The organism is Paenibacillus sp. Root52, assembly GCF_001426865.1.
GTDB lineage: Bacteria > Bacillota > Bacilli > Paenibacillales > Paenibacillaceae > Paenibacillus.
In genome coordinates, this window is sequence record NZ_LMFO01000005.1 from 78,846 (window position 1) to 92,031 (window position 13,186).

Annotated in this window: 14 protein-coding genes; 5 read left to right on the forward strand and 9 right to left on the reverse strand. The window is 44.6% G+C overall.

Annotation, left to right across the window (positions count from 1 at the left end; translation table 11 throughout):
* Positions 1–32 precede the first annotated feature (32 nt).
* Positions 33–521 (forward strand): prolyl-tRNA synthetase associated domain-containing protein, encoded by a 489-nt coding sequence (locus ASD24_RS07875; protein WP_056694097.1) that lies wholly within the window; start codon positions 33–35, stop codon positions 519–521.
* A gap of 480 nt (positions 522–1,001) precedes the next feature.
* Here ASD24_RS07875 and ASD24_RS07880 read toward each other — a convergent pair whose 3' ends face one another.
* From ASD24_RS07880 to ASD24_RS07915, 8 genes are all read right to left on the reverse strand, one after another.
* Positions 1,002–2,270: an MFS transporter gene (locus tag ASD24_RS07880; RefSeq protein ID WP_442952585.1), complete on the reverse strand. Its 1,269-nt coding sequence runs from the start codon at positions 2,268–2,270 to the stop codon at positions 1,002–1,004.
* A gap of 745 nt (positions 2,271–3,015) precedes the next feature.
* Positions 3,016–3,507: a preQ(1) synthase gene (queF, locus tag ASD24_RS07890; protein WP_056694106.1), complete on the reverse strand. Its 492-nt coding sequence runs from the start codon at positions 3,505–3,507 to the stop codon at positions 3,016–3,018.
* A gap of 151 nt (positions 3,508–3,658) precedes the next feature.
* The gene (gene queE, locus ASD24_RS07895; RefSeq protein ID WP_056694108.1) at positions 3,659–4,408 is read right to left on the reverse strand and encodes a 7-carboxy-7-deazaguanine synthase QueE; all 750 of its coding nucleotides are present in this window, start codon (positions 4,406–4,408) and stop codon (positions 3,659–3,661) included.
* Positions 4,401–4,892 (reverse strand): 6-carboxytetrahydropterin synthase QueD, encoded by a 492-nt coding sequence (queD, locus tag ASD24_RS07900; RefSeq protein WP_056694111.1) that lies wholly within the window; start codon positions 4,890–4,892, stop codon positions 4,401–4,403. Before queD ends, queE begins: the two co-directional genes overlap by 8 nt.
* The gene (gene queC, locus ASD24_RS07905) at positions 4,889–5,569 is read right to left on the reverse strand and encodes a 7-cyano-7-deazaguanine synthase QueC (RefSeq protein ID WP_056694411.1); all 681 of its coding nucleotides are present in this window, start codon (positions 5,567–5,569) and stop codon (positions 4,889–4,891) included. Before queC ends, queD begins: the two co-directional genes overlap by 4 nt.
* A 158-nt stretch (positions 5,570–5,727) precedes the next feature.
* A complete protein-coding gene (locus tag ASD24_RS30945) occupies positions 5,728–5,910 on the reverse strand; it encodes a hypothetical protein (protein WP_156395374.1) in 183 nt (60 codons plus the stop codon).
* Positions 5,911–6,003: 93 nt separating this feature from the next.
* Positions 6,004–6,708, reverse strand: a complete 705-nt coding sequence (locus ASD24_RS07910) for an AIM24 family protein (protein ID WP_056694113.1) — start codon at positions 6,706–6,708, stop codon at positions 6,004–6,006.
* A 21-nt stretch (positions 6,709–6,729) separates the two neighbouring features.
* Complete coding sequence (locus tag ASD24_RS07915; RefSeq protein WP_056694116.1) at positions 6,730–7,185, reverse strand: hypothetical protein; 456 nt, start codon at positions 7,183–7,185, stop codon at positions 6,730–6,732.
* A gap of 318 nt (positions 7,186–7,503) precedes the next feature.
* On the opposite strand from ASD24_RS07915, the gene ASD24_RS30710 reads away from it, so the two are divergent.
* From ASD24_RS30710 to ASD24_RS07925, 3 genes are all read left to right on the forward strand, one after another.
* Positions 7,504–7,671, forward strand: a complete 168-nt coding sequence (locus ASD24_RS30710; protein WP_200956140.1) for a hypothetical protein — start codon at positions 7,504–7,506, stop codon at positions 7,669–7,671.
* A gap of 218 nt (positions 7,672–7,889) precedes the next feature.
* Positions 7,890–8,594 (forward strand): hypothetical protein, encoded by a 705-nt coding sequence (locus ASD24_RS07920; RefSeq protein WP_156395375.1) that lies wholly within the window; start codon positions 7,890–7,892, stop codon positions 8,592–8,594.
* A 217-nt stretch (positions 8,595–8,811) separates the two neighbouring features.
* Positions 8,812–9,786: a helix-turn-helix transcriptional regulator gene (locus tag ASD24_RS07925; RefSeq protein ID WP_056694127.1), complete on the forward strand. Its 975-nt coding sequence runs from the start codon at positions 8,812–8,814 to the stop codon at positions 9,784–9,786.
* Positions 9,787–9,980: 194 nt separating this feature from the next.
* On the opposite strand, the gene ASD24_RS07930 is transcribed toward ASD24_RS07925, so the two are convergent.
* The gene (locus ASD24_RS07930) at positions 9,981–10,649 is read right to left on the reverse strand and encodes a 3'-5' exonuclease (protein ID WP_056694128.1); all 669 of its coding nucleotides are present in this window, start codon (positions 10,647–10,649) and stop codon (positions 9,981–9,983) included.
* A 384-nt stretch (positions 10,650–11,033) separates the two neighbouring features.
* On the opposite strand from ASD24_RS07930, the gene ASD24_RS07935 reads away from it, so the two are divergent.
* Positions 11,034–12,983: an FAD-dependent oxidoreductase gene (locus ASD24_RS07935; RefSeq protein ID WP_056694131.1), complete on the forward strand. Its 1,950-nt coding sequence runs from the start codon at positions 11,034–11,036 to the stop codon at positions 12,981–12,983.
* Positions 12,984–13,186 lie beyond the last annotated feature (203 nt).

Consider the following 13,186-nt stretch of genomic DNA (forward strand, 5'->3'; position numbering starts at 1 on the left):
TTAGAAGGTCTGCCTGAAAGAGAGGAACAAACATGTTAGACAAACAAGGTTTCTATCACTTATTAGATAGCTATAATATAAATTACGAAAGTATTGAACATCCAGCAGTATATACGATGGAGGAAATATTCTCTTATCAAATTCCGCATACAGAGCATATCGTGAAAAATCTATTTCTACGTGATGATAAAAAACGAAACTATTATCTAGTGACTATAGCTGGAACGAAGTCCGTTGATTTGAGGAGTTTAAGCGAAACGATCCCTAGCCGCAAACTGAGTTTTGCTAGTGAAAAGGATTTGTTGGAACTTCTCAGACTGGAAAAAGGACATGTAAATCCGATGGGAGTCTTCAATAATATTCAGCAAAACGTAACCGTAGTCTTTGATAAGGATTTAGTCGGTCAAAAAATAGGGATTCATCCCATGGAAAATACAGCGACTGTATTCCTTGAATTTGAAGATGTTAAGGCATTGATTACAGCTCATGGAAGTAACATCGTAATGTGTGACGTTGAATAAAACGTTGATTGTTGGCTCTCGATACCCCGCCTTATGACAAAAGTGGTCAGCCCACATGTAGAGTACGAGAAACAGACATGAGAGAAGGAAAGAAATAAAGTAAAGTAAAGGGTTCCTGCCAGACTGTAAATACAGCGTTGGCGAGAACCCTTTTGTTGTGGTTAGACTAACCAGCACAGATCTAGGGATTCTAACGAATCCATTAGACGCTATTCGGGAATATTGTGCTCATTCGAAATTCTAACGAATCTCAGACGCTTTATTTTACATAATGAACACCGTTCTGAAGGATAATCGACCCAGTATTTGTAAATAACGGCGCTCAGATTCGTTAGATTGGGAAATCGACGGTAATTGTGAATATAAGAATTGTCAGGTGCGTTAAAGCAAGGACAGACGGATTTAGACGCTCAGGCAGCGATATCTAAGTCCAAGCACGTAACCAGCCCGCTCGCTCGCATCATACCATTTGCACTTTCTTTACTCCTCGCTACCGTTCTCATCTGCCCAACGCTTCAGCAGTTGATCTGAAGGAAGCAAGAAGGTCAGTATTCCGAGTAATGGCAAGAAGCTACACACCTGCATCACAGGTGATACGCCGAACACATCAATCCAGTTGCCCAGTACGAGCGCACCTAGACCGCCCATACCAAAGGCTAGACCAGTGATCAGACCAGAGACGGTACCGATTTTACCTGGGATCAGCATCTGTGCGTACACTACAGTAACCGAGAAACTCGATAACATGATGAAGCCGATGATGGTTAACAGTACACCCGTCCAGAACAGATTAGCGTATGGTAGTAACAGCGTTAATGGAGCCGCACACGCCATAGATAGGAAAATAAGATTGCGTTTGCCGAATCGGTCGGCAAGTGGCCCCCCAAAGAAAGTTCCCAGCGCTCCTGCTGCTAGGAATAGGAAAATGTAAATTTGTGCGTCAGGTGTTGAAAGGTTGAAGCTTTCTATGAGATTAAAGGTATAGAAACTTCCAATAGCTGCGATATATAGGGAGCGGACAAAAACAAGCAAGATCAGAATTGTAATCGCTGCAGCGATTTTCTTACGTAATGCCGGGTTAGGTACTCGGCGTGCTGCCGCTTGTTTTCGTAGATAACTGCCTGATCTCAGCATCCGACCGTACCAACGTGCAATGTAGATCTGTACGGCAATACCTGCTGCAGCAATACCTGTAAATCCAATAGCACCGAATAGGCCAAACGGAATGAAGATCCAACGGGTCAGCAGTGGAGCCAGAGATTGTCCTGCATTGCCTCCAACTTGAAAGATCGATTGTGCGAGACCACGACGTGCGCCGGCGGCCATATGAGATACTCTAGAACCTTCGGGATGGAAGGCAGCCGAGCCAAGTCCGACAAAAATAACAGAAATGAGAACGGACATATAGCTGTCAGCAAAGGCTAACAGGAGCATCCCTGTAAATGTAAAGCCCATACCGATCGGTAGAATGGAAGGTGTTGGTTTCTTATCGGCAAACCATCCAATGACAGGCTGCATAATGGAAGCGGTGAAATTAATGGCGAAGGAGATCCAGCCAATCTGCGTGTAGGTGAGATGCATGGAATCCTTCAGAATCGGGAAGATCGCCGGAATAACCGACTGAATAGAATCGTTGAACAGATGCACCAGACTGATGGCAATTAATATCCGGTATACGGTGCGTTGAGCATCCAATCCGGAAGGTGCCTGAGATCGAGCTGTTGCGTCTTTGGGTAAAGAGGTTTGCATGGACATGTTCATGTTCTCCTTTGGTCGCGGTCACGAGGGATCAGCGCCTGTTGATGTAATTTAAGCATATTGTTACATAATAGGATAGATTTAATAGGTGGGCAAGGGGAACAAAACAAATCGATCGTACCGTTTCTAACGTTATATTCGTGAAGAGGATGATGGATTGAAATATGAAATGGATGCGAAGAATTCATTCTCAAAATGTTGCTTTGCCTTGTGGTGGGGGAAAGATGGTTAATCTGTTATAGGATTACCTAATATAGTGGGCTGCTTTATATATAGTAGAAAAGTACCCTTTTACCCTATTTACCTTCAAAAAGGTGTTGGCTTCATGTAACGTAAAGTAGTCGAGTGTAACGCTGATCCAACGGCACTATTCCAAAATGCTGGGAGGATGAATCAATATGAAGCAGCTGAGCCCCTATGTTCTTGCCAGGCGAAATGTTGTAATGACTATTATCTATATGGCCGTGGCCACTTTTTTTGCGATATATGTGGCACCTAAATCTTTGACTTTTGCGATCGTACTTTTTGTTACTTATCAAATGTTTAATGTCTTTATGTTACGGCACTATATTCGGAAGATGAAAAGTTTGAAGGAGGAATGAGCTATCCGAATGTGAAGTAACTCCTTGTGCACTCCCATCCTCTACATGTCTCGAAAGTCCCAAAAAAATCCAAAAAAACTCAAAAAAGGCGAGCTCCTCAATCATTGAAGAACTCGCCTTTTGATGTTTTACCATTAACGATTATCAATTGTCTCTGGATACATATCATGGTTCATCATACGGTGTTCGGCCATTTGCTCATATTTCGTTCCCGGTTTACCGTAGTTGGTGTACGGGTCGATGGAAATGCCGCCGCGCGGTGTAAATTTACCCCATACCTCAATGTATCGCGGATCCATGAGCTTGATCAGATCGTTCATGATGATGTTCACGCAATCCTCGTGGAAACCTCCATGGTTGCGGAAGCTGAACAGATACAGCTTGAGGGATTTGCTCTCGACCATTTTTATATCAGGAATGTAGCTGATATAGATTGTCGCAAAATCCGGTTGACCCGTGATAGGACACAGGCTAGTGAACTCCGGGCAGTTGAATTTAACAAAATAATCGCGGTACGGATGCTTGTTATCGAAGTTTTCCAGAATTCCTGGATCGTATTCAAATGTATATTTTACGTTCTGGTTACCCAGTAGCGTGATATCTTGCATTTCATCAGGTTGTCTCATCGGTTTATAACGCTCCTTATTTCCGTCAAAGCCCGTAGCCTCGCGGTATATCTTAACAGACGAATCTCGCTGTACAACTCCGTTTATATAGAATGATTACGACGGAGTCCGTTATTACATCATGCCGCCCATTCCACCCATAGCATCCATCTTAAACGCCGCGTTTGTTCCCCCACACCAATGTATGAAGCTGAGGAAGCACACGGACGTTATTCAGATCATCGGAGGCACTGACTTGGTCAATCAGCCACTCATAACGAGTGAGCAGGGAAGCCGCAAGGTCAGGTGTATCCATCGATGTCACATTCGGATTACCTGTCTGCAAAAATAAATCGGTTCCCGGATAACGTGCATGCACACGCTGGGCATAGTTCAGGTCTGTCTCGTCGAAAATGACGATTTTTAGACTATGACTTCGTTCTGGAGAACCTGCGGCAAGCCTCGCGATCACATCATCCAGCACGTTCCAATCTGTATCCATGCCGGAGCTTGGAGGCTTAGGCGAGACGGTGACTTCGTCGATGTCTGCCAGCCATGGCTGCCAGCGAGATCCTTGCGTTTCTACGGCTGTGCGGATGTCATGCTCACGCAATAGCTTAACTAAGCCATCCAGCGAAGCGAGCAGAGCTGGATTACCACCAGAGATGGTGACATGGGAGAAGCGTGATCCGCCAACGTGGCGCAATTCCTCCCATACCTGCTCAGGTGTCATTTTCTGAATCTGATCTTTGCCGGTGCCGTCCCAGGTGAAAGCAGAGTCACACCATGAGCAACGGTAATCACAGCCAGCGGTGCGGACAAACATCGTTTTCTGCCCGATGACCATACCCTCCCCCTGAACGGTAGGGCCGAATATTTCCATGACGGGAATGCGCATAGCTTGACTGGGACTGCTACTCATCGATCATCCACTCCCGTCTCGCTTCGGCATAACTGGTTGGTGTCTCATAGAGTCGTACAAACTCCGTACGTCCGCCTTCAGTGAGTGCCGCATATGGCTCCGTCTGAAGCGCTTGTTCCATCTGTTCGAACAGCCATACGACCATATTTTCCGCCGTTGTGTTCATCAGAGGCAGTGTTTCATTAAGGTACTGGTGATCCAGATAACCTTCGATTTGTGTTTTCCATATATCTTTAATATGTCCAAAATCAACCGTCAGCCCGGTTTCACCCGGATAACCGCTGATGCCGAAAATAACTTTATACGTATGACCGTGCAGGTTTTTGCACTTACCTTCATAGCAATGCAGATGATGTGCCGCGTCAAAAGTAAACTCTTTGCTGACCAGTACACGTTTGCGATGATATCTTAGCTGTGTAGGCAGAATATCCTCGTCAATCCGTTGCAACCGCTCAACAATACGGAATGTTCCAGGCTCTCTCATCGCACATCCACTCCCGTGTGACCTATTGCTGTGCGTTGCTCCACGTACTGATCCAATCCAGCTTTGCGCAATTTACATGCAGGGCATTCTCCACAACCATCCCCAATCACACCGTTATAACAAGTGAGTGTACGCTCGCGTACATATTCAAAAGCACCCAGATCATCTGCCATTTTCCAAGTCTGGGCTTTGTCCAGCCACATCAAGGGCGTGTGAATTACGAACGGATAATCCATCGACAGATTAAGAGTGACATTCATTGATTTAACAAATGAGTCGCGGCAATCCGGATATCCACTAAAATCGGTTTCACATACACCTGTGACGAGATGACGTGCCCCTTTTTGTTTGGCAAGAATAGCGGCGAAGCTAAGGAACAGTAGGTTACGTCCATCCACAAAAGTGCTGGGCAGTTCGCCTTCATTATGTGTAATTTCTACATCGTTACGAGTTAATGCGTTAGGGGCAAGCTGGTTGAGCAGGCTCATATCTAGCACAGTCTGCTGCACACCGAGATCCTTAGCAATAGCAGAGGCACATTCAATCTCCAGCTTATGGCGCTGTCCATAATCAAACGTAACCACCTCAACCTCAGCAAATTGCTGTTTGGCCCAGAATAAACAAGTTGTACTGTCCTGACCGCCGCTGAAAACAACGACTGCTTTTTCTTCGTTCAACATAAAAAAACCTCTCCATCTTCTTAAGATCACGCCATGCATTTAGGCATAGGGTGTCGGAAGAACAGAGAAGTCCATGAACTAACATCCATCAAAAAACACACCTTCTTGCAAATCGCTTCAAAAAAGCGGATTTCCAATCCAGTGTCCTTAGTTTTTTACGTACATGCTGTTTGTGTTATTAACACAAAAGTAATGAACTGCTGTACAACAGGTGCATAACACGGTGTCCACAAGATCAATTCAATGTACGCAAGACTGTGCTGACCCGTTGGATCAAGTCTTGTAGAGGGAGTTCGCGAACCTCTCCCATGCCAGGCGGCATGGATTTTCTTCTTCAAATGTCTGATCCATTATAACACGAAACCGCCTGGTGGCTACCTCACTTCAATAAAGTGGCATAAGTCCCCAGACGGCTTGGTCGTGAAATTTCATTATTTAATTAAAACGTTCCCGAAGGGAATCACTTCTTTCAAGATTCGCTTGAACAGACCTTCATCGTTCACATCCCGTTCCAGTCTGCTATTCTCACGTCCTGCTTGAAATAGAACCGAGCCGTGTCCAGTCATCTTCCAATGATAGTTCATATGCTGGCTCGCCAGATGGTTCCCATATACGGTGAGTTCCAAGTGTGCATTCTCAGGGTAAGCGATAATGCTGCCCGCATCGACATAGAGCGGAGCGGTGGGATGTAGCTCCTGTTGGCATACCTGGCCTTGAGTTAACAATCCGATCTTGCCTTTTCCCGAAAACTTCATTTTGACCGCATCTTGGGTGATGAGCATATTTTTGATTTTCTGAATTTTGGTATGCATGGTGACGCCATCGGAGTAAAAAAAGAGATGTCGGAAATCGTATAACAGATCACTCTCTTCATCCAGCTCGACCTCTTTCATCGTAAAGCCGGGAGGGAGTGCGGCTACAAACTGGCAGGGACCAGAGATTTCCGATTTAATCAGTTTCTTTTTGCGGACAATGCCTGAAATGTTCATAAACTTATCATTACGGCTATTGCTAGAGCCTCGAAATGCAACAATCTGCTGTGGATGCAAAATATGAAGCCGGTCGTTCTGAACAAGCGAGAATGTAACGACTTGTCCAGCGCCACCAGCTTCAACGGTATTGAGGTGTATGTGCATGCGGCTGCTCCTGTTCTCGTTTTAGATTCGGCCTGAGCGACGACGCATTCCCAAACGCATAAGGCGAATCAAAATAAAGTAACCCAATATAAGAGCAACGATTGTAATAATCATCGTCTGAATTCGTTTGGCGGTAGTGTTTTTGGCATTTTGATCGTCTTGCAATTGGCTGACCATTTCAGTCAGTTTTTGATTTTGTGCGATTAACTGATCATTCTGAGCTTTGAAGGCTTCGACGTTCGCCTGGGCTTGTCCCAACTGGGCGGAAGTTTCATTGAGCTTGTTTAACGTCTCTTGATAACTTTGCTGTAGGGCATTCACTTCTCCTGGAAGTTCAGCTACCCGTTCCCATCCGCTGTATATATCTGAAAATATATTGGCATTTGCTGCATGTACTGTAGAAGTTAACGAGGCAGTAAACAAAATGCATGTGGTGAATAACACCCGAATTAGAGCATGATGAATCGATTTTGGCATTCATGACACCTTCTTTCGATGTGGTAGATTCGTCAGACGATTTATGTCTTTATTTGTTTCATTAAATGAAAACATGGCTCTTACATTATACGTCAAAAGTAGCGCAATGGGTTCAGGGTATCCACATTTTTTGCAAGTAATATTTAGTTTCGTTCACAAAGTGTCAGGGTAATAGAACGATAAGGAAGCACACGAACAGGTCTGACTTATAAATATTACCCCAGTTCAGGGAGCTTACTCTTCACAAAGACGAAAATATAATGAAAATAATATATCCGATTTCGGAAGAAGATCGTATACAAAAAGGAGTAGAAAAATATGCATACTACAGAACGTGGAGCACCAACCAAAACAATTATGATTACAGTCAATGGTGAGCCTATTGGACGCAAACTAATTATTGATAGTGTGACGTACGCGCCGATTGCCGAAACGGAATGGAATGAATCAATACCTCAAATTTTAAATAATTCATCGGCAATGTGAGTTAGGTCTTGTCAAAAATAACCCCTTGAAAAGCATGGTAATTTGCCAGGCTTTTTTGTCGTTTATTGTCGTAATTAGACGGATTTAGAAAGAATAAACCATCTATAATTATTTTTGTGTAAATTTTATATACGAACATATGTTCCGTGACAATATAGTGTCCATTCACCCTGATAACTTAGAAGATAATACATAAAAATCGGGGGGGAGACGACGTAGTGAACTCAGTCTTTGAAGTATGTTATTCGTGGAACAAAGAGGCCATACCGACGGGAGGAGCCGACCCCGTGTATATGATGATTGAATGGCGCAACGGTTCCCCTGCCAAAAGACTCAGGAAGTTAGCACCTAAAATTGTGTCTAGAGACTTGGAATTATTGCTCAAACCGGAATATGGGATCGAGCTTAAGGGCATTTACGGATGCCGCTCCAAAGAGACAGATATCGGTTGGGTGCTACGACTTGGAGATGTCTATAAAGGCGAGAGTAAACAGATCTTACTCGAATTTGCGATGGGATCCAGATTATCAGGCAAAGCTTCTGTATGTTCAGCCTATTGGAGTACACGCAAACTGAAACAGAGCCAGCGAGTGTTGCTCCGAAGAGAACAGTTGTACATTCAATATACGAGTCATTTGGGTATGTTGAGGCAACCGGAGGATCCGAAGGTCGAAAAGACCATTAAGCTTAGTGAGACAGTACCGTTGATTAAACAAGCTCTACGAGCTTATGAAAGAGGGCGTGTACAAGAAGGAAGTAATCTACTGCGACGACATGCGGATGCCCTGCTGATTGAAGCAGCCCGCAAACAAGATTTGGATTATTATGAAGAGGCCGAAATGGTGGAGAAACTGCGCTATCACTATGGAATTACGTATGCTAATCCTTACCAAGTTCGTGGAAAAACGATGTTTGGCGAGTAGGGAGAAAGAACCATTCATAACGTGATACCAATAACTGTTTCTACATAGATTTTAAAGGTGAAGTTAAGAATTAAGTCGAATTTACTATGAATGTGATAATGGATATTGCAAAAAAACAGAAGTAGTAAATAAGTTCAATCATGCAATGTCCATCATCATAAAAATGGATGGAGTTGTCACAAATTTATTGAAACAACATCGTGGAGGATCCGGCAAAATGACAGACCGACTGATCCGATTAATGCGCATTATCACGCTTGTGCAGGCCAAACCTGGAATTCTGGCTCGTGAGCTAGCTGAGCGGTGTGAGACAACGGAAAGAACGATATACCGTGATATGGAGGCTCTCAGTGCAATGCATATTCCGATTGCGAATATGGGACACGGCCGAGGGTATATGTTTATCAGCCAATTTGCGATGTATCCCCTGAATTGGTCAGATGATGAAGCGGCAGCTTTTATGCATTTGGCTGAGGTTATGGAACATATCCGCCCGTTGTTGAAGCCAGCTTTTGAGAGTGCATATGAGAAGGTCATCGCTTCAAGTCAGAAAAATAAGACGGAGCGGGTGGAATGGTCGGAGCACATTAGTGGGTTGTTTAAAGTTGGGATACCCGTCTGGCAAAATGAAAATTCTGATATGATGAATAGTACACTAGTCACCCTTCTTGAAGCTAGTATTTCTCAGAACACGATTGAAGCAGAGTACCTCACCGAGGGGAAAAAAATCGTCATTCAAATAGATCCGTATAGTCTAATTCCTCGAGAGTACAGATTTGATCTGCTCGCTTATTGCTATCAATCGGAGAAGCTGAGGAGATTTCAAGTGGGTCGTTTACAGAACATACGAATTTTGCCTCGCACATTCCGCAAAGATGACTTCCTATTACAGAACTATTTCCGAACCCCAAGGGATGGTAAAGCTACCGAGTGGATTGCGTTTAAAATTCGATTTTCTCCAAATGCCGTAGAGCATGTGATGCAGCAGCAATATTTAGTACGTCCTCTGCTGACGAGCGAGCCTGGGGGCACGCTATTATTTGAAGTGATTTTGAGTGATGACCAAGAGTTACTAACATGGTTAACCCAGTATGGTCCCAATGCAGAAATTCTTGAACCCAAAGAATATAGAAACCGAATGAAGGAATGCCTAGAGCGCTGGCAGCAAGTTTACAAACAAGCCCCTACCTAGGGTGTGTCTCAGAACTCGCTGAAGTACATCTTTCACCGCCTTTTGGCCCCCTGCTGCGTACTTTCCTTTGACGTGCCCCGGCACGCTTGCGGAAAACTTCCTTGCTTGGAACGAAAATTCGGCTAAATCTGCTTCCTTCGGAGTTCTAAGATACGCTCTAATAAGCATTCCTTGTGTTGGTCATACAAGTGTGATTATTCTTTGCTCTTAAAGAGATGAGCCAAGTTTCCAAAAGGTGACTCGTGATCATCATCCATACTACTGGAATAGACCACCTTGGATGTAATTCCTTCATCATCTGCGGCGCAATTCGTCTCAAGATTAAAACTCTCAAATTGATGAATGAATACTTTGGCTGTGTTGATCGCATCATCAAGTGCTCTGTGCTGCGTACCATCGAATTCAATCCCGCATAGTTCAAGTGCCTGAGCAAGTCCGAGCTGACGGAACTTACCTTCTTTGCGTACAGTGCGTGACCATTGCTGCTGTAAATCGTTATGATTCGTGATCCATGCTACATCGAGCTGATGTGTCCGGCAATGAGAGATTAACTTACTGCGATCATCCGGGCCCCATGAGCACATGTAGTATGGGTCGTTACCCATCCATGCAATGAAGTTTCGTATCGCTTCCGGAAAGAGCGGGGCTGCATCAATGTCTTTCTGAGTAATGCCTGTGAATTGAATCGTATCGGTAGAAAGTACCGATTTGTTAGAAGGACGAACATAGGTATGGAACGTGTCGGAAACGACCAGACCGTTCTCACCTTCTGTAACTTTTACTGCACCGATATCAATAATTTCGGAAGAGTAGCGAGCATTACGACTTACGGTAAATTCCAGATCATAAATGATATATGGCATTGGATGAACTCCTTTGTGAAATGTACATGTATAACATAGCGGATTAACGAACTGATTGTTATTTCTCTATATTACAGGTAAGAATCCAACATGTCAGCCACCAGGGCACATTTCATAGCAGAGAGAAGATGGGTTTGGAGTGCAGAATACGAAGGGCGATAGGCTATTCATTTGAGGCCTCATGCCACTTTACATTAGAAAAAGCGAACTTTATAATGGGTAAAGTTAGGGTGAAGTTCCAAGTTTTTGTTATATGCATGTTCAAGTGGATAGACCGTTTGAGCATACAAGATCGATGTATAATTAACATTTCCTGACATGGTTGAAGGCCATTGGGAAATGTTTTTTTTAATGACATCAGATTACATATGGGGGTTAGGTTAGGTGGGGAAAAGTAAAAAGGGAATACTAGCGCTTATTGCCGCGGCTGTATTTATCGTTGTATGCAGTGCTGCCTATGGGGCGTTCTATATCTGGAACAAGAACTATAAGTTCAACAATAATTATGTATGGCAGCCGTTGGAGGCTGTGCAATCGACGACAGAGCTCGCTGACTCTTACGATGTTATTGTCGCCGGAACCGATCCGGAGGGCATTGCTGCAGCATTATCAGCGGCTCGAAACGGCATGACTGTGTTGCTCACGGAAGCTCGTGACCGGAAGATGCTTGGGGGATTAATGACAGAGGGTGGACTGAATACGCTGGATTTGAACTACTCTCCTGATCAGCCACAATGGTTAAGCAGTCTGAGGCAGGCTGACTTTTTGAACAAAGGTATTTTTCAAGAATGGTTTGATCAGATCGAGGGAAGTTCATTTGATACCCATACTGCTGCGAACGTTTTCTACCAAATGATTCGTTCCGAACCCAACATTGATCTGTTGATGCATGTGAAGCATATGGAACCGTTAACTGAGTCTGCTTCGGGTGACCAGAAGACCATTACGGGAATGAACATCACAACAGAGGAAGGAACAACTGTACAGATTGCGGCGCGTTCGATCATTGATGCGACCCAAGATGCAGATATCGCCGCAGCTGCTGGAGTGCCTTATTCCATAGGTAGACAGGATATTGGAGACGGCAAGTCTAAGATGGTATCCACCCTCGTCTTTAAGTTAAGTGGTGTTACAGATGCCGTATGGCAGAAGTTCAGGGACAGAGAAGGAACAGGTGTGGATAAAATGAGTGCCTGGGGTTACGGAGATGCGCGAAACTATGAATCAACCGATCCAGAGCGTGTGAAAATTCGTAGCCTGAACATCGGCAGACAGAATGATGACACCATTTTGATTAACACGATGCAGATCTTTGGAGTCGATCCGTTAGATCCTGACTCTGTGCAGGAGGGTCTACGAATAGGTAGGGAAGAGGCTCCGAGAATTGTAGACTATTTGCAGAAAAATTACCCCGAATTCGCAGGTCTTCAATATGAGGGGACTGCCGATGAACTTTATGTCAGAGAATCACGCCATATCTATGGCGAATATCGGTTGACACTCGCTGATCTCATGGAAAACCGGGATCATTGGGATGCTGTCGCCTATGGCTCTTACGACATTGATATCCAAAGCACAAGTGCCGGACTGCCAGGTACAATTATGATGAGTCCGATTCAGTATGGGGTGCCTTTTCGTGCATTGGTACCTTTGAACGTAGATGGTCTGTTGGTTGTTGGACGAGCTGCGAGCTATGACACCATTCCTCACGGAAGCGCGAGAGTTGTGCCATTAGGAATGGCAACAGGGGAAGCTGCCGGAGCAGCGGTCAAGCTGGCCGATCTGCATCAAGAAACGTTCCGCGAGCTGTCTGCTTCACAAGAACGTGCAACCGAACTACGTACCATGTTGGAGAAGCAAGGGATGGATTTATCGATGCATCCATTCGAACAACCCGACTATATGAAGCATAAGGATTACCGAGGTCTATTAGCTGCTGCAAGTATGTACATGACCTCTGGTAACTATAATAATGATGGATGGGACTTGGATGTTGCCATGAATCCTGAGCGCTTCTTGAGCAAATTAAAGCGGATGCAGGCGATGTTCCCGAGCAGTTACCCGGGACAAGCTACTGAAGCTATCGCAAACATAACTAACCCGGCTTCCACGCCGCTATCACTCAATCAGGCTGCATACATGATATGGCTAATGATCGAGCCTGTTGGAGCATCCATAGCGCCTGAGCAAGCTATAGCTGAATTGCAGCGGGAGAATCTCATCAGTGATGCTACGCTGGATGGGATTGCAGACCAAAACGAGCTCACGAATGGAGATGCATACATGCTTCTCCGTGATGTGGTCGAATATCATTCAGATAAGGTATTTGAATGAGTTATAAGCCACGCCCTAGTTGACAATTTTTGAGTAATGAACTAATGTGATCAAAAATGGTAACAGCGATCAACAAGGACATGATTACGACGGTTGGCTTCAACAGAGAGAGAACCAATGGTGTGAGGTTTTCGTTGCTGCTTCGTAATTCCCGCCTTGCTAGCTGCGGAGGAGAAGGTCGATGACTGCAACTTCCGCCGGAT